The organism is Janthinobacterium sp. SUN206 (assembly GCF_030587305.1).
Lineage (GTDB): Bacteria > Pseudomonadota > Gammaproteobacteria > Burkholderiales > Burkholderiaceae_D > Janthinobacterium > Janthinobacterium kumbetense.
Genome location: NZ_JAPWIB010000001.1, coordinates 1,244,197 through 1,264,707, shown reverse-complemented (window position 1 = coordinate 1,264,707; position 20,511 = coordinate 1,244,197). Strand labels below are relative to the sequence as shown.

The following is a 20,511-nucleotide window of genomic DNA, read 5'->3' as shown; positions in this document are numbered from 1 at the left end:
CACTCATCGCCCTTCCTTGATCAGTTTGGATTTGTCGGGCAAAGGTTCGGTGTAGCTTTCGTTTGAAATTCTCAACTGGGGGCGCTGGGGTGGTGTAGGCGCGGGTTGTGTTGGTGCTGGTGTAGGAGATGTAGACTGAGAACTATTTCCAGGTGAGCTGTTTGTCTGAGGAGTATTATTCGTTGCCATATTTGAGAAATCCCTAGTCAGTTGGTCGATAGATTTTTTCATTTTATCACTCGACTGCTCAATGGATGTGCGAAGTCTGGCGTCCTCGATGGGGAAGTTTTTCCGAGGTGACGAAGCATCGAGATCCATAAAAACAAAAAGGCATGCTGCAACAACAAGTGGTAGCGATGCAATGAACAGTGATAGCAGTGATTTCCTATTTGTGGCTTGCCTCTGCTCATTGATTTCAGAATTTCTGTCCACGCAGGCAGCAAGGGAATCCATAACATAGTCATCAAGCATCTTTGTTGAATTCATTTGCACATCGGGCATTCCCTGTCCATCCTCACTTCCATGTGCCTTGGCGAGGGCACTGCAATAGGCCTCTGCCTCCTGCTTGTACTTAACGGACTGGACTGTACTTGGAAAAAGAACATACTGGTACCCCGTAAATGCAATGAGTGTATACCTCATTGACATAAGCAACGGAAGCAATGTCAAGAAAAGCGTAGCATGAAACAGCGTAATGGCCCAGCAAGGGGATGAGTAGTCAACTGTCTTGGTCATATAAACCATGACGGTCACGACGGTCACGTATGCGCCAAAGTTCAATTGCAGGCGAACAAATATTTTTTCACGAATTTCCAGTTCATGCAAATACAGGTCACACAATAAGCCATTCAATAGCATTTTTCACTCAACCTTTTATTGATATTTTGACTAAAAGTAACGGAGACAGTTCTTGAGCCAGCAATTATTTTGTTTTGCATTTTGAATCGTTTTTATATTGATTTCTGTACTCTTCTATCAAGATTTAATCACTGATTGAAGGTGTGCTGTAAATGTCCAATATTTTTCAGAATATTGTACACAGTCGTGGCGCCTCTAGATAGAGAAAAACATGAAGATTTTTTTTGTGCTATATCCCCTCCTACCAAAAGCTTTAGGAACGCAATGATTAATTCAATCTCTAAAATTTCATCTCTTTGAAAATCAAATACTTACATGCGGAATTTTGGCGAAAAGTCGAATTGATCAGTGGCTCCCTAGCTCTGAATCGCCACGGCCATCGTAGACACTCCTGAGCCATAATTTAGGCAAAGGAGAAGTCATGAGTGGTAAGCGTTACACGGAAGAATTTAAGGTCGCTGCGGTCAAGCAGGTGATTGATCGTGGGCACCCAGCGGCCGAGGTCGCTGAACGGCTTGGTGTCAGTATCCACAGCATCTACGTGTGGACAAAACGGTACGGCATGCCCGAAGTCGAGCGCAAAGCGCAGGACGCCCAGTCTGATGAGATGCGGCGACTGCAGGCCGAATTGAAGCGTGTCACCGAGGAGCGCGACACCTTGAAAAAGGCTGCGGTGTACTTTGCCAAGACGTCCGGGTAGCGACAGGTGAAACTCCTGGGATGTGGGAGCACGTGGTTGTTGAAGGCGGTTGAGAGCACATTGCGAGCGACGAACCTCCACATGCATGGAATGTCGAATGACCCGCCATATAGCTTGACCGAAGAAGACGCGGGATGGATTTGCGCCAACTTCCAAAACGGTCAAAACCTACTTGCGGATGACAGTTTTAGCACGGCGGTTCGACAAGGCTTGCCAAGAAGCGCAACACGGTAATGGACTGTAACGGAATCTGCTAAAAAACCACTGATTTATTCTTTGGGCGCAGTTCCCTGCAACGGGCCGACCTGGAACACCAACGCTCCATAGGTGGGGAGGCTGGATGCTTGCACAAGAAGCAGTGGCTTGAGCAGGAATCAGTGACATTTTCGAGAACGGCCGGCTTCATTGATGTAGGGCCTAGTGGCCGTGTTGGCGTAAGAATCGGTAGCCATTCTGATGAGAATACGCACCTATCGCTATGTCCGGAATTACTTGACCACTGGGTTTCACATACCTGCGCGATGCAAGAGCTCCGAAGGTGAACACTGCAATGCACGCGCGATACGTATTACATTAGCAATACTAACATTCCTTTCCCCTCGCTCGATTTTTCCCATGTGGCTTCGGTCTATCGAAGAGCGATGAGCTAATTCTTCCTGTGAAAGTTTAAGTTCCTTGCGCAGCTTGCGAATCGTGCTTCTGATCGCCTTGAGATAGACGTCGAAATTTTCGGTGAAGGGAACAGAATTCATCCCATCATATTCAAATTTTAGGGCAAAATAGGCCACGGTATTTACGACCCATTTCTTCCCTTAGATATCCGAAGAGTCGGCAACCTGAACCTATACCAATACGAGGCAGCCTTATGGACGATTCACGCCCTCCCGTTATGAGGTTAGACGCGTTAAAGAGGGATGTCCTCGACAAAGGGCCATCGGCTGCCCTGCCATGCCACTTGTCCGATCATTGGTTAAATTGCGTGGCTGAAAGCTTAGAACAGGTGTTAGAGCTGCAAACTAGTGACTCTTGGCAATATTTAGCAGGCCCGTTAGCGCTGGTCGCTCACCTATTGTTCGGTCGCGCCTCACAAACTGAATTTGAGGTTAGTGACACTCGCCTATATAAGTATCTCCATGCCTACTACATAGAAGTATCCATTGAAATGCTCAATCGCCGCACAGACATTAGAATCAATTCTGCCACTTTACAGACAATTTTTACTAATCGAAAATTGACTTCGATCTGTGTCCCGTGAATCCATCGGCTAGAGAGGTGCTGATCAATTCGCTTTTCGGCGAGGTCTATCGACCCACACCAGCATCAGGATCAACGCCGGCAATATACGCTGTAACTTTAACGGCGTGGTGCCCTTTCTGCGAGGGGGGGGCAGGTGAGGTATGCACTTTCAAGAACAATCGAAAAATGTACTATTGCTAGACTGCGATGATTTCACTGATTTGTCGGACGCTGGTTCAGAAGTGGACGAAACAGAAAGTGGGTTTTGATTGGACATGGATAGAGAATTTTATAGCGACAGGAAAAAGATGTGATATCTGCCAAAACGAAGTGCAATAAAGAAGCTGTCTATCTGCTAAGCATCGTTGAAGTCGACCGCGAAGACCGTATCCTATGCCAAGTAAGTGGCTGTGGACATTCTGTTTACAAACGCATCCACGTTGTACTGGTAGGCACCGAATTTAAGATACTAGGATCTCAGTGCTATCAGCGCTTATATGGCAATGCAAGCCCATCGAATTCCGTACCACAATATGGATCCGGCGAGGGGCGACACTTAACTGACGAAGAACGTCGCCTTCTCGTCGAGAATACGGCCATGTTTATCGAAAGTTTAGAAGCAAAGCAGATCGAGATGGAGAAGTTCGTCGACTCCGAGGCTATCAGCCGCCAAAGGGAAAGCGATGCGCGCGAAAAAATGCGCCAACAGCTTCAGCGACATCAAAAAGCGCAGGTAGGTCGGCTATCGCGACATACTAATGAAGTCGCCCCAGCGTACGATATTTCTAATATGCTTAACTGGAAATGGATGGTTGGAGTTTCGCGCGAGGCTGTCGCCAACGCATACAAAAGAAATTCCGTGCTAAATTCTAACTTTGATATCATCTTGCAGTGCCTAAAAGAGAAGGCTTGGGCAACTCCCTACACTTTTGCTTTGTATGTGGAAGGAAAATATTTCCTCCCAAAAGGAAATTGCCTGGAAGCGCTTGATAAACTCGGTTTAGTTGAGCAGTATAGATAGAATTATGGAAAGATAACGTGTTCGATAAGTACGAACACGACCGTTGCTCGATAATCTCAGGCGGCGGCTACGCACCGCGCTTGACCAGCTCTCGCGCAAATAGGACACGACGGCGAAGATTCAGTATGCCCTGATCCTGTCCCGCACCGTTGCGCTTCGTCAAGAGAGTTGTTGTAAGACCTCCTCAATGTCAAAACGATTGCTGATTCATTGATTCATTGATGGATTGAGTAATCCACCGTTCTTACAGCTTCAATCTTTCTAGCGAGTTCATGTGTGTGCATACCGGGCCACAGGAAAAACCAAAGAGCCGGCAAGCTCAAGTCCAGTCAAAAAAACTGGCACCGTATCTGTTTAATATAAAATTCTGTAACGTAATTTTTGTGCTAAACGATGTCGGAATCACTGGTTGCGTTTGTCTAGAATAATCTGACTGTTTACTTGGAAAGTTTATTTTATGAGATAGTAATGCTAGTTATTTCTATCATTTCCTACTGACATCGTAGGGGGTAGCCTTAGGGTTCGTCTTTTCCAAAGTGGAAAATGGAAATCGTTCTGCTGATGGTTTGTAATTCTCTAATTTAGCTAAGGCGTCAGTAAGCTTATACGTCAGTTCAATGATCATAACGTTAGCGCACAAAAGTTGACTTGCCAGCGTATCTCTTTGCAGGTCACTGGCAGCTTTTGCTTGTCGAAGGGTTCTATTTTTTCTTCTTTTTTTTAAGATATCTTGCCGTGTGGAAGTGGGTGATTCCTCCTTTTTGCTATTTATAAATTCTTGGATTTCATTAATAAGTTCGGGATAGCGTGATTTACGTAAAGCAGAAGGATCACATTCTGCTTCTTTCGCTACATTGTTTTGACTAACTGAAGCGCCAGGCTTAAGAATGTGAGGTGTTTTATTTTTGAGACGTTGAAAAGCTGCTCTAAATCTTGCTTCAGCGGCATTAACCTTCTCTACGGGTAACGGCATAGTAGTTCTCCAATGATTTTTTTTCTAATAATAAGGCCGTGTGGCGGTGGCTGCCTGGTTTGGTGGATGCCAGTCTACGATCAAGATCGAGCCCATAGAGTTTGTTCTTTTCAGCTTTCGCTTTGTCATAAAGTACTTCAATGCAGGGTGTCCCAGTGTCTCCACCTCCGCAGTGTGCTATGGACTCTACACCTCCATATTCACAGTTTGCTCGCTTCATGCAAAAACCTAGGCGTATTTTCCGGGCAGAGATCTCTCCTTGTCGACCTGCAGTTTCAAGTTTCTTGCTGTCAGCCGTACTGATGAAAGAAACTATTTGTTCTTTCCTAGCTTCTCCGTGTGGAGAGACAAATTGCGAAGAAGTTAAGCGTGCTAATTCCTGGCCTAAAATCTGATACATCGTTGTTAGATAAAATCTACGCGTCTCTGCATCAAGACTTAGGCGGGTATAGTTGTGACCGTAATACATAGTCATAGCGCGGGCTGCATGTTTGAGCTGGTACTGTATTGATGGTTCTGACACCATACCTGACGACAGCATATTGACTGCACCCGTACGCCGTAACTGGTGATAAGCGAATGACCATACTTTTCCAACTGCGAATATGTTTTCGTTGAGACTCGGTTCAATTAAACGCGCCAGTTGTAGGTCTTTTTCATTAATTACCAATACATCACTATTAAAGAGAAATGGAAATTTAGCGATGCAAACGGCATAGGACTGGTAGCTTTGGCGATCCTTTTTTCCCTCGTGACCTCTACCGCCATCCGGTGACCATGGTTCATGTGAGGGGCCCAAGAGGTAAGGGTTGGTGGCGTCCTCTTCCGAAAGCACAAAGAACGGATTGGCCTGCGCGCAGCGAATGCGCAAGTGGGCAATCGCTGCCATAGCATCAACGGCCAATTTCGCACTTGGGCTGGTTGGCCAACGTGCGTCGGAGTCGGGGTCAGTTTTTGTTGTTTCACCTCGAAGTATATAAATATTTCCCAAAATTTCATCCATTTCGACCAATAGGCAATTGCTTCGAAGGTTCCAACCCTCGTCGATTCGCATCAGGGAAAAATTGAGTAAATATTTCAAGCCGACTAGAGAAACCAAGGATAGGTATCTTGAAAATCGTACCACGCCCATTGTTCGTTTTCCGTCATCTTTTCCTAGCCATCGATCAAATAAATCGCCAAGTCCGAATCGATCTTCAGTCAACTTGAAAGGGCCGTGAATTTCAAGACCATTTCGAGTGCCATTAATTCCAGTGACTTTTGGATTTTGAAACGGAAGTTTTTTATCTGAACCTTTGCAAATATATGCCGAAGTTAAGGTGCCGTGATTTTTGGCATATGCATCACAAATGAAATGAAAGCACGCTTCTATTTTTTCGCGGTGCTGAAAAAAATCATCAAGGCACTCTCGAAGGCGAGTTACTTGATAGGCCCAGATGCGAGGTGGAATAAATGGTGTTTGTTTTTTGTCGTGATCAGGCCTAGATTTCGCTAGACGTGCGATCCCATCGCGGTCAAGTAGAGTAAAGCCTAAGGACTCACGCGCATCCCATATTTCGTGTAATACGCTAATTGCATAATCATATTTTGAGGGGGAAAGACACTGCGATATTTTGTCAACCACTACATGGAAACGCATCAAATCACTCGCAAGAATGCCCTCTTGCGAACATAGTGCTACGATAGCGCGTATAGGATCATAGAAATTTTTTATGCTGCCCACCGTTCTAGCACCTCTTGGTCCCCAAATCTTCCATGTGATTAGTAGACGCAATAAGTTTGCATTAGATGGATCGATTCGTGTTGTCCGCACATTACTACCATCACCAAAATTCAGTTGTTTAGTCTTCCCTCCCCAGCCCCTCAATTGCCATATTGAATCCTTATAGAAGCAGACCGGCTTGCCCTCTTTATCCAGGACTGGAGCCCAATCAGGCGGTGGTGGCCAGCTTGGTGGCCTGAAATTTGTGGCCGTTGGCGTGACCAATGGTGAATTAATCTGCAAACCCAATTCATCTAGTTTTAACATGTCATTGAACACCGTAGATTTCAATCAACCCAACCCAGTCAGAGTGGTAGTGGCCTTCTTCAATCCTTATTAAACCTTCCTCGACCCACTGTTCTCGAACTTTGCTCGACTGCTTAAAGAACTGCAATTTGTCGCTGATGCGCACCATTGCAAGTTCTGCAGGGTGGGGAGAAATAGTTTTTTTACCTGGCATCGATGGATGTACCCCGGAAAATTCTAGCGTTTTCAGGTATCGGTAACTACATAGAGACCAAACATGTTCAAAGCTGTCGATGTCTCGATGGTGTTCACACCAAAGGCATCCTGCCGGCGTCATGCAGTCAGGGCGTGTCGCGGTAGATGGAATATCGGGTACTGGGATAGCGGTAAAGCCAACGCAGTGCCCCGGGGCTGGGGGCACAAGAGTTGGGTCATGACTCTGCCAAAACCTTGCTATCTCAGTCATCGTGACTTGTAGACTGGGCTCTTCGTATATATTGAGCAGGGTTTCTTTCGAGTGCTGACTCATCTCCGCGGTCAATTCAACGTCACGTGAACGCCTCAGTAACCAATTTGCGCGAGTTTTTCGTAGGCCGCTTGGTGGTATAAATGGTATTCCCAATTTCACACACGAGCTTTTAATGCGGGTAAATTGGGTAGGGCTACTGAGATGTCGAAACTTCCTGATAAGTGGAAAAAGAGAATCATTTACTTCATGCGGGAATATTGCTTTACGCCAAGTGAGATAGCGCTCAAAAAATTCTCTGTACTCACCAAAAATCTCAAACAATACTGGCCCGTTGCGGCGATGTTTGTAACTTCTGACCTGATAACCATTTATAGTGCTGGTGTAGCTATAGCTTTGTACGCGTAGTAGATGAGCTTGTGCTAAATTCATTCCGGTCTGTCCAATAAATATAAGCAACTCAGCCTCAATACGCAGGTTGATTAATGGTGCGCGATTCATAATTGTTTTGTCGGCCTCGTGAATTGAATGGCGCAATGTTTTACGTTTTTCTTCTTTCGCTCGAACGTAATCTGAAGATTTAAGTGGGTGTGGCCATTTCCGCTTTCCAATCATTGAGTGTTCGACAAGAAAGTCTCCATTTCTTAGGTGAATTTTTAGCGGCAATTTTCCCCAGATTGAATTTAAATCGAGTCCATTACAGATGTCTAATAAAGTTGACCCAAATTTAAATGTGTTTTCTAGATTCTGTTTGTCGGCCTGTATCCCTAGTATATTTTTTCGCCCTATTTTTTTTCTTAGGCGTGTTGTGTTAATAATGGGTTTTTGTCTATCCAGCACGAAGTCCAGGTGGTGACCCAATTTGGCTGCTTGAGAATGAGCCGATTCTTCGGAAATATTTTTTCCCGTCCTTATTCGGTGCAGTAAATGATCTGACCACTCGCGATAAGTGGTATCAATAGTATCTAGGTTTAATGGTATATCAAGTTCATCTGCCCATCGAAAAAATCTTCGAATAACTTCGAATGCGCCAAGTGCAGACCATTTGCTCCCTCCGCATGCCAGCTTGTCAGAAATAGACTGATGCAATCCTCTGACAAGATCAAAACGTTCCAGCAACGGAGCGCCTAATAGTTTTCTAGAAATATGGGTGGAAACTTTATCAACTCTTATTGCGGCGGCACCTTTGTATAAAAGTGGCCCCAAGTCCCAAGGTGTTTCTTTTTCGCCAAATTCAACATCATCGAATGTAAAATTAAAAATAAGGGAATTATTCATTGTTATATCCCAGCTTATTCGCCAAGCCAAAAAACATATGATTGTATGCGTTGGCGGCTTCCATTTTTGCCTTAGTTTGCTCGATGAATTTTACGTAAGTCATAGTGGTCGATATTTCTTTGTGAAACATCGCGGTGCGTACAAATTCAAGAGAGGCCTGTAAATTTCCCAATGGTAAAATAATCCGCATGAGTTGGGTTCCATATGTGGCACGAGTTTGATGGAAATAGAAATTGCTCATGAATTTTAACCCTGCTGAACTGGCAGTTCGTCTCAATATAACCATCTCACTATTGATTGCAGAACTGCGTCTAGCATTCTGCCTTCTCTCATAAGGATTTCCACAGGAAGTGATGAATAGTAGTCCTTTGTTCTCCAAAGGAGCATCTGCTTCGCGTTTCATACGCCTCGTGCTATATGCGTACGTCTTTAGCTCATTGAGTAATAATTCTGGGACGAGGAGGTTTCCAGAAACATTAAATTTTGTTTCCACATGCGGTTGTGATCCAGGGCCAACTGCAATATGCCAGAGTCCAGGAACTTCGTTATCAGGCACCGCCCGCTCAAGGTTTTTAATGTTGAGGCTGCATATCGTTTGAACTCGCGCACCTGTGAAAAAGCCTAGCTTTAGCATTAAAATTAGTTCAGCGCTTGAGTTTAATTTAGAAAATTCAAGAAGCTGTCCCATGTGCTCACTAGTAATCGGTAGAAGACCTCCTTCGACTGTAGCCCCTTTGGAGACTCGGCATTTTATCGATATGTCGGTTGTAATTCGTGAGACCGTTCTTTTAAATCCGACAGTATTGTAATACTTAATGGTAACTGAGATATCTTTCCACGTAGGAGTATCCGATCCAATAAATCCGTTGGTTGAGCAATGTCTATAAAAACTGATGCAGGCATTCATCCTGGCTGTTGCCGTGGTGGGAGCCAAAACGCTATGTTTGTCTCTGCAATCGATCAAAAATTTTCGCCACTTAACTAGAACCCTTTCAGATCGGTTCATTGGAAAATGACGCCAATCCGGAGAATCAGAGATTTCTAACCACTGTGCATATTTATGTAAATGGGACATCTGGTTCTGAACGGTCTTGACGTCTAAATAACCGCATGCCGCTCGCTCGTGAGCCCAGTGGTTCGCTTCGTTCCAAGGCGTTCCATCCTTCCAAAAAATCATAGGTAGTGATTGGATTGTGCCTTGGTTTGGATCGTGCTCCCATTCCACATCACCTCCTTTTGAAAAAATGTGGCGCTGTGGTATGTAGTTAATAAATTCAAGTGTTGCCATGAAAATTACCTCGAATAAATATAGATAATTAAATAATTCTTTATAATTTTTTGGTGGTAATCTTGGAGGATTATTTTCATCATTAAATTTCTATATTGAGAATTTTTTATTTGTGTATTGCACTGTTATAGTGATTGTATTTATAAATATTTTTAATGAGTATAATTTAATATTGTCCACTAAGGGATTGTATGAATTTTTTTTTGTGATAATTTTTATTGAAATTAATGTCAAGAAAACTAACAGGTAACTAACTAACAAACAACTAACAAACAACTAACAAACAACTAACAAATTACAACAAAGAACTAACAAAATACTACATGTTGGATAATGTTTTTTAATCCGAGGTTATTATTTTACTCTATAGTATTGCGACGTAATGAATTTGTAAAATAATCAGGGGAATTTATATATTTCGTAACTATTCGTCTGAGTGCACCTAGTAAATGGAATTTTTAAAAAACTGCTTTACCACTAGCATTCAAGCGCATTGAATTGTCGTGACTGTCCCACACGAAGAAGGATGACTTCATCGTCAAGCCGTTCGCGTGCATGCCTCCGATCGACGCCGTATCGCTGCAACAATGTTGATCATCAAGTCAGGAACGACTGCATCTACGGTGCTGAGTGAATATGAGCGAGTCTTGATGGCGAGGGTCGCCGAGGGGAATTTAGGCATCTGCAGCGTTCGTCTTGCGCTCTGCCCAGCGGTAGTGCTATTGATTCTTAGTGCAGACCAAGGTCGCGACTTGTCCGAGCAAGCTGCGTTAGATTGCTACTTGATCAACGCACCCGGCCAGAAGGCTGCGATCACAGGCTTCGTCTTGTTCTTGAACAAAAAATACTCGAAAAACCTGATGATCCGCCTTGACGAACAACGCGCGCGCGAATCTCGTAAGTCTAGGCTGGAGAAAAACTTGATTGGTCTGTTAAGTGCTTCTACCCTAGACGAGGCCTTCAAGAAAAATTGGTTTTCGATTTCGCTCGCGTCCTTTCATGGATTGCCGCATAGTGTGGTTCGCCAGCTTGAAAGTGAAGGCATTGCCTCCCAGGACAGTGAGGGCTTTTCAATTACTTGGCGTGGGAAAGCCTATTGGATCCCCCACTGAGATTCACATCCGGGCGCTACCTAATCAGCTGGACGATAATCTTCGTAAATCTACCCAGTAGTCACATCCTCTTTAACAGGTATGAGTTAGTGGGTAAAATATTAATATTAATATATGAGCCACTTTGATGAACTACCACGTCGCGACAGAAATCATGAGATCGAAGACAAGGCGATCGCCGCCTTCCAGCTACGGCTTACGGAAAGCGACGCTTTCATTCTGCAGGCGACGGACCGTAAGGACTATGGGACCGACTGTCAGATCGAGGTGATGGCTGATGGGCATGCCACCAACGCCCGGATCCACGTTCAACTTAAGGGAACTGAAGGTACGCTGAACGCCGATGGCTCGCTCAGTGTCGAGGTGCGTCGCACTAACCTCAACTATTTACTTATGCAGCCCTACAGTGTGTACGTCGCATATCACGCACCGACAGGCTCCTTACGCATTCGGATGGCAGAAAATATTGCTCGTCAATATGAGCATGGTGGAAAAAATTGGAGCGACCAACGGTCGCTAACAGCCTCTTTCGTTGAAGAGCTGACGGTCGAATGCCTTGGCCGACTCGCGGATCTGGCTCGTGCCGGCGCAAAGTCGTCACGTGATCAGCGCGTGGACCAAATCCGCGTTGCTTCTGCCGACCTGTCCAGCCACGTTCTGGAGTCTTCGCCGGAAGTTCATGTTCCCGAGGAGCTGCCCCTGGCGCGCAAGCTGCTCGCGCAACTCTACGAGAAAAGCGCAGACCAGGCGATTAGCGCCGGCTTCACTAAGTTCGCGGCCGTTCTTGGTGCTGGCAGTGACGAAATGGGCATTTGCTATATGTCTGAGATCAACCTCGGCATGGACGGAATGAACCGCCACCCAGAGAGGATTGAGGAGGCCATCAGCTTTTTCCGGACGAGGCTAACCGATGCTCGTCAGCAGATTGGCTACCTGCAATACGCGATCGGAAATGCATTCCACGTTCTTCGTGACGAGCAGGCTGCTATGCGCGCGTTCGACGCTGCGCTCGCCGACCCGGTACTCGCTGCTTCTCCCGAAATTGCTTCCCAGGTTCATAAAAATCTTGGCTCCAGTTATGCGCTGCTTGGCGACCATGAACAGGCGGTGGACCACTACCGCGAAGCATTACGATTAAATCCCGACCTTGCGGAGGCCCACAACGCCATGGGAACTCACTATGTCCGATCAGGCAGGTACGAGGACGCCTTGCGCCATCTCGATCAAGTCGTCTTTTCGGAGCAGAAGCGGGGCCGGATCTCTGCGGTTTCCGGCTGGCGTGCCAACGTCCTTTTCAACCTCGGTGACAGCCGAGCAGCATTTCGCGAAATCAATGGTCTATTGGGCCAGGCGGACCGCCTCCTTTGGATTTGGCCCTGGTGTTGCCGTCTGGTCGCTGGGTTCGGGCGCGCGAATGTCGACAACGCCCGCCAAGCTCTATCCTTCTGGCAACGCTATGTGAGGGTGAACCCCGAGGATCCCTTGGCGAGGTGGGAGCTTCTCATGACAACGTTCTATCTACGCGACCAAGGCGAGAATGTCGCGAAGACCTACAGCGAGTTTCGTGAGGAATATGATCGGCATATCGCCTGCATTACCCACATCGACGCTAGCAACGCCGCACTACCTTGGGATCGCCTGGGGCACTGGGCGCAGGATGATGAAGACTGGGCAGAGGCGGAGCGATGCTTTCGTAAGGCGTATGCATTGGCGGGCGGCGATTACGGCTATTGCCTGGCGTTTGTGCTTAATAAGCTGAGGCGGTTCGAAGAGAGCGTGCCGCTGTTGCTGGAGCAGGCTCAGATCGTTCAGCCTGATGCTATGAGCTGGTTTCAGTTGGCTGCGACTTACGCCAGTCTCCGTAGTTGGTCAGAGGCGATCGACGCCTACGAAAGGGCACTGTTGCTCGACCCAGACTATGACGTGGCGATGTTCGACCTTGGCGGCGCTCACTGGAACAGCGGTAACGCAGCAACGGCGGCAAAGGTTTGGACGGCGGCGATAGCGTGTTTCCCCGATCATGAACTCAGCGTCAAGCTTCAGCACGATCTCTCGTGGTTGTTTAATGATCTGGCTGCAGGTCAGGACGACGATGGCGCTCGTTAGACTTTCATTGTTGTAGCGTGACCCATAAAGTGAGATTTTCAGCCTCGCCAGATAAATAAGGCCCTACGGGCAGCGGGAAGCATCTGATGAGATTTTTGGAGGCATTTCGTGAGATTTCTTGCCACACATCCGAGCCCGCATAATGACGGGGCACCTTCTTGCTGAAGTTCTCCCATCACCATCGCCCATCAAAGCGCGATTAGAAGCCTCAGCAATGCACAAACCTACATGAAGCGTATTGAGAAGGTCAGAGCAATGCTGCTGAAGTAAGAAGAAATGGTCCGTGAAAGTGGGCTTTTTCCTCAATGTGTTTCAATTTTTCTTCTTCGGCTCGTACCAAGCGCTCGGAATCAGCGCCTCTCCGTTTCGGAAATCCGGCAGAACGTGTACGTATTCCATGCCATCAAACATATCGCGCGGTACGTGTTCGAAGACAATCATCTGGAACTGTGACGAATAGACCTGATTCGTCTTTCGCACAAAGTGGTTCAGTAAACTGAAAGCGACGTGGACGTCCCGGCTATCGCTGTCGGCCATATCGTCTGGTGCTGACTCCGTGTCGGGATAGTACGGACGACTCGGCTGGTCGATTATCAGGAAGCTTGGCACGAAACGAGACCTCTGGCTCACGGCCACTTCCTGCAATGACAAGGAATGCAGGAGGTGCATGAACATATGATTCGAGCTACTGCCTACGTTTTCCAGAAGCGTCGAGCGCGGCTTGCGCAGCCATAGCCGTTTCTGAGTGTAGTGGAAATGTGCTAGGTAGTCTGCGTAGTTTTCCAAAACATCTCCAGTCTCAGCCTTCAGTTCACTAGCGGCATCGTTAATCATCGAGACGACCGCGTCGCGTGTCTGGGTGACGTCCCGTACCTTTAGCTCGCTCAGTTCCTTTTTCAAGTCGTCCAAATTTTCGGTCGACGCGACAACTACACCCGCACTTACTGGGACTCGGCTATAGGCGCGCAGCCTGCCAATCGTTTCTCCAATGAATAGCAGTTGGTCTCGTTCGTGTAGAGGGACCTTCTCTTCAACGGAGATTTTCGCGAGACGTTCTTTCACGGCCGCACGAGATTTTCGTAGCGGCTTCAAGAGTTCTTCAACCTGGCTCTCGACTGGGTGTTTGTCGATAATGGCCTTTTTGACAGCCGTCAAGTCATCCTGCAGGCACGTGACAAGTTCGTCGAATATCGGCGATTTGATAAGCGCAGGGGCGCGTCGTACCAATTCGTCGAACGGTCGTAAGCTGTCTTCGGAAGCTGTCAGTGTCTTTTTATAGGTGCGGAATTCAGCTGTGAATTGCGTAATGTTGTGAATCTGGCGGTCGAGCGAGAACAGTTCAGATTTCACCTCCTCGATTTCTCCGCTGCCTTCGAACCTAGTTCGTTCTTTGAATTGGGCGAAATAGTCGGCGGTAGTTGCAAGCGTGGCGTCAGCAGGCAGATCGATGGTCAGACCATGACTTGCTGCCTCACGCGCGACCTCGCTCAGCTCCTGCTTGAAGAGGGTGCCACCATCATCAAGATAGTCTTTCTTCTTCTCCAACTTTGCGAGTTTCGCTTCTAGCTGAATCTTCCGTTCCTGAGCCGCAATGTTATCGATGTCGTCAATTCCCAAGGCGATATCGAAGATTCGTGGCAGGGCCTCCCTATAGCGGTTCTCGTTTTGCTTGTCGAAGAACACGTCACGAGTGGTTATGATGTCTTCGGAGATAGTATTGAAGAGTAGAAAGTACCTGAACGAGAACTTGGAGCCGGCACGGATGGCTTTGCCGCCGAACGGGACAACAGTTTTCGCGCTGATGCTGAATTCTGCCTCCAGGATGACCTTCAGGTCAGCCTCACTGATATTTTTCTCGGGGAGGTCAGGAATTTCTCCTATGCTCGAGAAGTAGTAGTTGTCTGAAACGTCGTTATCCTTGGGGCTTTGGCGGCCGACGGTGTAGGTCTTGTCGTTAATGTAGAACGTCATCCCGTACCAGCTGACATTGTCATTGATGATGCTGTGCGGGATCGTGTGCTTGCTGGCCAAAAAGCAGTAGTCGAAAATGGATAGTAGGGCGCTTTTACCAGTACGGCTTTCTCCTGATAGGATATTCACGCGATTGCGTTCAAATTTAAGGCCGCGTCGTTCGCCTTTGTTTGACCATACTGTAATTGCGTCGATTCCGAAGTTCAAAGCCACACCCTCAAGTTTAAATATAGGTCTTCTTCCGAGCTCTCCAGAAGGGCGGCAATGTTCGCCGACGCCTTATCGATTTTTTGAGCACGGCTGCCAAATGGATCAGTGATTTCCAGCGGTAGAACGGCGGCGATACCCTCGTGAAACTGAACGTATCTCATCTCAGCCAACAACTGAATCGTGTTGATGGTGACCACCAAGCTGTTCTCGAACCGATGTCGGAAGTTGGAGAAGAGGTCCGGCCGAATTGCGGTCAATGCTGCGACCTGCCGCTGACGTACGGCACCGTTACCCAAAAAACGGACAGTATCTTCGTGCATAACCAATGGCATAACCAGCATGACCTTCGGTAGCGACAGCCGTTTTGCGTGGTTCAGAACGCTCATTAACGCTGTGGCACAAATCCCGACGTTGTTGTAGCCGTTCCATTCACCCGACTGCTCTTCAGTCGATTCGTTGGGCAATTCGTCGGTCACATACTTCTCCAGTCTTTGTGCCATCCAATTTGGAATATGTCTGACAGGTGATAGAGCTCGCCATGACTCAGCTCTGTAGGCAGCTCCGTTTCATCCAATACGAAACGCTCCCGTTTCAGTAGCTTGAGCAACGCGAGCGCGGCCTCAACGACTTCTGCTTTGGTGTTGCAATTACGGAATGCATCTTGAAATTCATCATTCCATCGGTACCGGACGTCTTCGTGCAGTGCTTCGATATGGTCCGCCACTATTTGGCCTCGGTCTTTCCAGTGGGTCAGGTTGATGGCGAGACGGAGTTTCGAGGTGGTATATGTGATTGCATCATCCAACGCGCCCGGTTGAATCGCGCCAATCTCGAGTAGTCGCTTGATGAATGTTTGGGCGAAGAGGTCGTCAGGGAGTACGGGCTTGTATCTGGTGTACTGAAGCTTCTTTGAACGAGCTTCTTCGAAAAGCTTGCCGTATTTGCGCGAAAAATCGTCAAAATTCATCTGGAGCTTCAGCCCATTTTTAACGTCGCGAAAATTGTCAGCTCGAATATTTGAGTCTAACCGTTCAAATGTGATGTCAACGCGGTCTATGGGGACGAACTTCTCGAGAATCGATTGTTTGACCCGCGCGATGCTGTTGTCGCTGCCAAGGTCAAATCGAATCCTGGCGAAATATTGAGCGAGAACACCTATATCCAAATCCAAGACGGTTTGGATATACGCTTTGATGTTGGTGTCTTTGGTTTTCTGTTCCAGCTTCCCGATTACGCTGCGCAGTTGGTTGACCGTTTGCAGCTCCTGCTGGTATTCGAGGACGGAAGCGATAAATTTGTTGGTCGTCGATTCCGACTTATTGCTGACTAGATGAAATTCTGTTTTCTTGACGTACGCCAGCTGGCTCGCAGTGGCGCTTCGCTGCAGCGTATCGTCACAGATGATTTTTGCCCAATTGTGAAGTGTCTTCCATAAGTCTGAATCGAGCTCAGTCAGGGCGACAAGGTCTCCAGCAGCATTTTTCTGGACCGTATGTTTAAGCTGCACGAGGATGCAGTCACCATCGGCAAGATCGCTATGGACGTCGTCTTTGACTTCAAGACCAACAGCCTGCCCCTTCCGCAAATTTATGAGGCGGTCTAGGTAGTAATAGTATTGATATTCGAATCCAATAGCGGAATCAGCCGCACTTGTTGTGTCGCTAAAGCTGGCTTTGGATTGCTGTTTCCCGTGGCCCGCCACCGAACCTGTGTCTGTTGTCATTTGTCTGTTCTTTGCTTTGTTTTCACCCGCTGCCCCCGGCGAGCAATGCATGAGAACCATCTGATGGGAATCATATCGCACAAGCAACAAAAAGCATAGATGCAGCGTGCAGTATCGTGATGACTGTTTTCAGATTTGAAAATGTCATATGGGCCCGGCGGCACCATGTACGAGCGCAAGCATATCCCGACCGGCGCAGCTACCGCTGGTCGGGATAGCCGCCTTCTAATTGCGCCGACCGTTGGTTGAGATGGCGATAATCGTGTTGTTGCGTCATCCTGCACCGCGTAGATAAGGGGCGACTCGGCTGAGTGCTTGTCGCGTAGCCCGCAAAAGAACAGAGGCCACCTCAACGAGGTGGCCTCTGTTCTTTCCTAGTATCTTGGGCTATCGAAGTGCATCCATTCATAAATGTCTGAATGGATGCCTCCCAAAATCTCAGGTTATGGTTCCTGCTACAATTGTGAAAAATTTGCCTAATCTCGTGGCCCATACTCTTGGTTACCCTGAACCCAACTATTTTAAATTGGAGGAGCTAGGAATTTTTTTGTGACGCAAGCGTAAGCGAACCTAAGTAATTCCAAGATAATATTTTTCGCAAAAATATTGCATATTTTATAGCTCAGAATCAGAATTACGAGGCACTATTTGGAGATCTGTTGATTTTTGATCAATATATCCACGATACCAATTTGCAGTAGAGGAATTTACATGTTCCAGGCAGTTGAAGTTGACGATCCAATCGACTTGGGGTGCAATATTTTGTTTGATCGTTTGGTTCGAGGCAAGAATAACAAGACTAGAGAATTCAAAATTTCACATGATGGATCAGTCGTTGGCCTTCTTATCTATGAAGATGGGGGGGAGTTATACGATTTTATTTATGAAATCTTTGTACTTCCTGAATTTAGACGTGGAGGTGTTGGTACTTGGATTCTTTTGTACGCCGAACAGATGGCGGCTCGGCTCGGGCGATCAGGAGTCCGTTTAACTGCGCGCTCACTCTTTCGAGACGAACTGAACGATGACGAGCTTGCTTTATGGTACGAAAGAAGGGGCTACGTGCGAAGCCCTGCAGATAAGGACATGCTAGAGAAGAGTTTTCCTATGGCACTGAGTTGATGTCTGGTGTGACACAGCGTCGCCTTTCGATCGAGCAAGATATTATCGTCCATAGCGTCGACTGAGACGACTAAAAATAGGCATCTTTCCGCGCGAACGATATTCTTATCCTATGGTTTGCTGAGTGCAGACCATTACTCAACTAACGGACTTATATGGCAAAAGTGTCTGTCGAATTTGAAGTTGTGGGAGATGAGCTCCATTTGATTTATCACCCGAGAGATGATGACTCTTGGGTCCACAGTAAGTTCAATCGTCAAGAAGAGCTTTTCATCAAAGGCACGTATCACTTAACCAGAGCGAATTTCGCTAAAAGTTACCTGGATGAGATCGACGCGAGATCTGAGGTGGAAGGTGGCGAATTATTTTGGATGGATGACTGCGCAATACGATTTACAGTCGCAACTGCAGTCGGTGATTATTTCGTATTTGATCCCGATATCCTGCGCGTCGGGCTACCTATATTGATTGCGCGCGACGCCAAACCGACTTGGAAATGGTTTAGCGCCGAAGCGAAGACCTCGATCCTGAGTGTCGCCGCAAAGCTAATGCCCAGTCGCATCGTAATTGGAGGGGGGGCTCCCGATGCTATTCCCGTCAAGGAGTACGAACGGCTCATCCAGCAATTCCCGACTGGTTACGAACTAAAGCGCTACGTTATCGCTAGAGTTGGCGCGGTGCTTCGGCAGTACACCGATGCATCAGTTGACGGCGAGCTGATGCTTCGGCAATATGTAGCGAAGCGCATAAAGACCAAGTCTGCGAATTATGTTCAACTATTCCGTGACGCGGAAATCGCCAAGTTTGAATTCTTATACTCTCGATTAAATGAGATGCTCAGTTCCGAAGATAGTTATACAGAGCACGTTTGGCAAGATCAAATACTAGACGTGGTACGTTTGTTAAACTCAAAATACATCGCGGCGTTTAAATCGGTACCACTCAAGGACGTGGGAAATACGATCGATAAGCAATTGGATATTTTGCTTGTGGATGCGACGGGTAACGCGGATGTCATTGAGATCAAGCAACCATTCAGAAAATGTGTGATGACTGAGTCGCTTTACAGAGGAAATCATATTCCTCTTCGCGAGCTAACAGGTTCGATAATGCAGATCGAGAAATATATTTTCCATCTTTGTCGGTGGGGAACTGCTGGCGAAACCTATTTGACTAAAAAATACGGTGATAGACTACCGCCTGGATTGCAGATAAAGATTACGAACCCGTGCGGCATCGTCATTATGGGACGAGATCATGAGATGACTGACGTGCAGCGGCGCGATTTTGAAGTTTTTCGTCGACAGAACAAGAATATCGTTGACGTAATAACCTACGATGATTTACTGCGACGATTGCAGGTTGTGATCCAACAATTCAAAGCCGGCCGTTAGGGAGGCGCTGATTAATTCACCTTTTTAGCGTGAAGTTCAGCACTGTAGGGTCGAACAATGCGCTGAACGATGAAATGTTCAGCCGCTTTGACTCGATGCAGCGTGTTGTTCGGCAATCAAGACGGACTGCGGGATTCCGTGACCGTAAAACGCCTGCCGGCCAGCACCAGGTTGGCGAAGGCGAACAGCGTAAACAGCTGTGCTGTGTTTTGGCCAGTCCTCGATAGCGCGTTTTGCGATGACGGAACAGGTTCTCGATGACATGAAACGGGTACTCGATTTTCGCCCGCCCGCTCGCTTTCAGATGCTCCATTTTCTCCGTCAAACGCCCCAGCTTGTTCTTGGGCAGCCCCTTGCGTTTGGGGTGCTTCTTGGTCACATGTCACGTCACCGCTTTACCGATGTTTTCGGGGCGCTTTTCCACACCCCGGTAGCCGGCGCCACCGAGCGCCGCGATTTCGTCGCCGTGCACCAGCGCGTGGGCTTGCGTCACGTCGGCGACATTGCCTGCTGTGCCGACGAGGGTGTCCCAATGCGACAAGTGGAATTCGTCGAGCGACAACCTCATGAGACGCTACTCCAGGCGAAATCAACACATGCGGTTGCGATGCATCCTTTGGTTTCTTATATAAGCCGGCATACCACCAAACGATCAGTGTGTCCTTTCCAGCCCCCAGTGATTCTTTAAACTTAATGACACTGTTGACTCGCTGGATTTTGTGCGTGAATGGAATTGCCATTGTAGTATCGCAACACCCCTCCGAATAGCTTGTTTGCAAAACGAAATGATGACTTAAGTTGCAATAAGCTAATAATCGTAGCTATTTCCAGTATGTCAAATTTATTTCGGAAAGGCACAGCAATAGCGGCCTCGTCGTGATCGGCGCAAGGCATCCTTGCCGGGTGCACCGGGGTGCTCGTTTACGATTACTGAGCACCTTATTGACGACATCAGCTATGCGCTGTGTGACGTACACCTTCTACGCAAATTGCTGTATGCAAAGGAAATTATCGGCCAGCCATAGGGAAGGCGATGACGGAGTGC

Annotated in this window: 14 protein-coding genes and 2 pseudogenes; 6 read left to right on the top strand and 10 right to left on the bottom strand. The window is 47.3% G+C overall.

Annotated features, from left to right (window positions below):
* Positions 1–3: 3 nt before the first annotated feature.
* Positions 4–858, bottom strand: a complete 855-nt coding sequence (locus O3300_RS05520) for a hypothetical protein (RefSeq protein ID WP_305052326.1) — start codon at positions 856–858, stop codon at positions 4–6.
* A 421-nt stretch (positions 859–1,279) separates the two neighbouring features.
* Between O3300_RS05520 and O3300_RS05515 the strand changes: the two are divergent.
* Positions 1,280–1,557, top strand: a pseudogene (locus tag O3300_RS05515) (transposase); the annotation flags it as partial.
* A gap of 507 nt (positions 1,558–2,064) precedes the next feature.
* Here O3300_RS05515 and O3300_RS05510 read toward each other — a convergent pair.
* The gene (locus O3300_RS05510) at positions 2,065–2,310 is read right to left on the bottom strand and encodes a helix-turn-helix domain-containing protein (protein WP_305053132.1); all 246 of its coding nucleotides are present in this window, start codon (positions 2,308–2,310) and stop codon (positions 2,065–2,067) included.
* A 794-nt stretch (positions 2,311–3,104) separates the two neighbouring features.
* On the opposite strand from O3300_RS05510, the gene O3300_RS05505 reads away from it, so the two are divergent.
* Complete coding sequence (locus O3300_RS05505; RefSeq protein WP_305052325.1) at positions 3,105–3,815, top strand: hypothetical protein; 711 nt, start codon at positions 3,105–3,107, stop codon at positions 3,813–3,815.
* 484 nt (positions 3,816–4,299) lie between these two features.
* Here O3300_RS05505 and O3300_RS05500 read toward each other — a convergent pair whose 3' ends face one another.
* Genes O3300_RS05500 through O3300_RS05485 form a run of 4 tightly spaced genes read right to left on the bottom strand, consistent with a single transcriptional unit; the run spans position 4,300 to position 9,828 of the window.
* Entirely contained in the window at positions 4,300–4,788 is a 489-nt protein-coding gene (locus O3300_RS05500) for a hypothetical protein (RefSeq protein WP_305052324.1), read from the bottom strand.
* Entirely contained in the window at positions 4,763–6,817 is a 2,055-nt protein-coding gene (locus O3300_RS05495) for a hypothetical protein (RefSeq protein ID WP_305052323.1), read from the bottom strand. Before O3300_RS05495 ends, O3300_RS05500 begins: the two co-directional genes overlap by 26 nt.
* A 1-nt stretch (position 6,818) precedes the next feature.
* Positions 6,819–8,540 (bottom strand): site-specific integrase, encoded by a 1,722-nt coding sequence (locus O3300_RS05490; protein ID WP_305052322.1) that lies wholly within the window; start codon positions 8,538–8,540, stop codon positions 6,819–6,821.
* Entirely contained in the window at positions 8,533–9,828 is a 1,296-nt protein-coding gene (locus tag O3300_RS05485) for a site-specific integrase (protein ID WP_305052321.1), read from the bottom strand. Before O3300_RS05485 ends, O3300_RS05490 begins: the two co-directional genes overlap by 8 nt.
* A gap of 551 nt (positions 9,829–10,379) precedes the next feature.
* Here O3300_RS05485 and O3300_RS05480 point away from each other — a divergent pair.
* Both O3300_RS05480 and O3300_RS05475 read left to right on the top strand, forming a co-directional pair.
* Positions 10,380–10,940: a hypothetical protein gene (locus tag O3300_RS05480; RefSeq protein WP_305052320.1), complete on the top strand. Its 561-nt coding sequence runs from the start codon at positions 10,380–10,382 to the stop codon at positions 10,938–10,940.
* A 114-nt stretch (positions 10,941–11,054) separates the two neighbouring features.
* Positions 11,055–13,046 (top strand): tetratricopeptide repeat protein, encoded by a 1,992-nt coding sequence (locus tag O3300_RS05475; RefSeq protein WP_305052319.1) that lies wholly within the window; start codon positions 11,055–11,057, stop codon positions 13,044–13,046.
* Positions 13,047–13,358: 312 nt separating this feature from the next.
* On the opposite strand, the gene O3300_RS05470 is transcribed toward O3300_RS05475, so the two are convergent.
* The 3 genes from O3300_RS05470 to O3300_RS05460 are packed head-to-tail and all read right to left on the bottom strand — an operon-like array spanning position 13,359 to position 16,950.
* Positions 13,359–15,224: a DUF3732 domain-containing protein gene (locus O3300_RS05470; protein ID WP_305052318.1), complete on the bottom strand. Its 1,866-nt coding sequence runs from the start codon at positions 15,222–15,224 to the stop codon at positions 13,359–13,361.
* Positions 15,221–15,703: a three component ABC system middle component gene (locus O3300_RS05465; RefSeq protein WP_305052317.1), complete on the bottom strand. Its 483-nt coding sequence runs from the start codon at positions 15,701–15,703 to the stop codon at positions 15,221–15,223. Before O3300_RS05465 ends, O3300_RS05470 begins: the two co-directional genes overlap by 4 nt.
* Entirely contained in the window at positions 15,700–16,950 is a 1,251-nt protein-coding gene (locus O3300_RS05460) for a hypothetical protein (protein WP_305052316.1), read from the bottom strand. The genes O3300_RS05465 and O3300_RS05460 overlap by 4 nt, the downstream gene beginning before the upstream one ends.
* Positions 16,951–17,661: 711 nt before the next feature.
* On the opposite strand from O3300_RS05460, the gene O3300_RS05455 reads away from it, so the two are divergent.
* Positions 17,662–18,072 (top strand): GNAT family N-acetyltransferase, encoded by a 411-nt coding sequence (locus tag O3300_RS05455; protein ID WP_305052315.1) that lies wholly within the window; start codon positions 17,662–17,664, stop codon positions 18,070–18,072.
* Positions 18,073–18,227: 155 nt separating this feature from the next.
* Positions 18,228–19,466, top strand: a complete 1,239-nt coding sequence (locus O3300_RS05450) for a Shedu immune nuclease family protein (RefSeq protein WP_305052314.1) — start codon at positions 18,228–18,230, stop codon at positions 19,464–19,466.
* Positions 19,467–19,582: 116 nt separating this feature from the next.
* Here the strand turns inward: O3300_RS05450 and O3300_RS05445 are convergent.
* Positions 19,583–19,992 (bottom strand): annotated as a pseudogene (locus O3300_RS05445) (transposase); the annotation flags it as partial.
* Between the last annotated feature and the right edge of the window lie 519 nt (positions 19,993–20,511).

Excerpts from the sequence above, each read along its gene's own strand:
- O3300_RS05455 (WP_305052315.1), top strand. The coding sequence starts at position 17,662 with ATGTTCCAGGCAGTTGAAGTTGACGATCCAATCGACTTGGGGTGCAAT.
- O3300_RS05485 (WP_305052321.1), bottom strand. The coding sequence starts at position 9,828 with ATGGCAACACTTGAATTTATTAACTACATACCACAGCGCCACATTTTT.
- O3300_RS05520 (WP_305052326.1), bottom strand. The coding sequence starts at position 858 with ATGCTATTGAATGGCTTATTGTGTGACCTGTATTTGCATGAACTGGAA.
- O3300_RS05510 (WP_305053132.1), bottom strand. The coding sequence starts at position 2,310 with ATGAATTCTGTTCCCTTCACCGAAAATTTCGACGTCTATCTCAAGGCG.
- O3300_RS05450 (WP_305052314.1), top strand. The coding sequence starts at position 18,228 with ATGGCAAAAGTGTCTGTCGAATTTGAAGTTGTGGGAGATGAGCTCCAT.
- O3300_RS05495 (WP_305052323.1), bottom strand. The coding sequence starts at position 6,817 with ATGTTAAAACTAGATGAATTGGGTTTGCAGATTAATTCACCATTGGTC.
- O3300_RS05475 (WP_305052319.1), top strand. The coding sequence starts at position 11,055 with ATGAGCCACTTTGATGAACTACCACGTCGCGACAGAAATCATGAGATC.
- O3300_RS05460 (WP_305052316.1), bottom strand. The coding sequence starts at position 16,950 with ATGACAACAGACACAGGTTCGGTGGCGGGCCACGGGAAACAGCAATCC.
- O3300_RS05490 (WP_305052322.1), bottom strand. The coding sequence starts at position 8,540 with ATGAATAATTCCCTTATTTTTAATTTTACATTCGATGATGTTGAATTT.
- O3300_RS05500 (WP_305052324.1), bottom strand. The coding sequence starts at position 4,788 with ATGCCGTTACCCGTAGAGAAGGTTAATGCCGCTGAAGCAAGATTTAGA.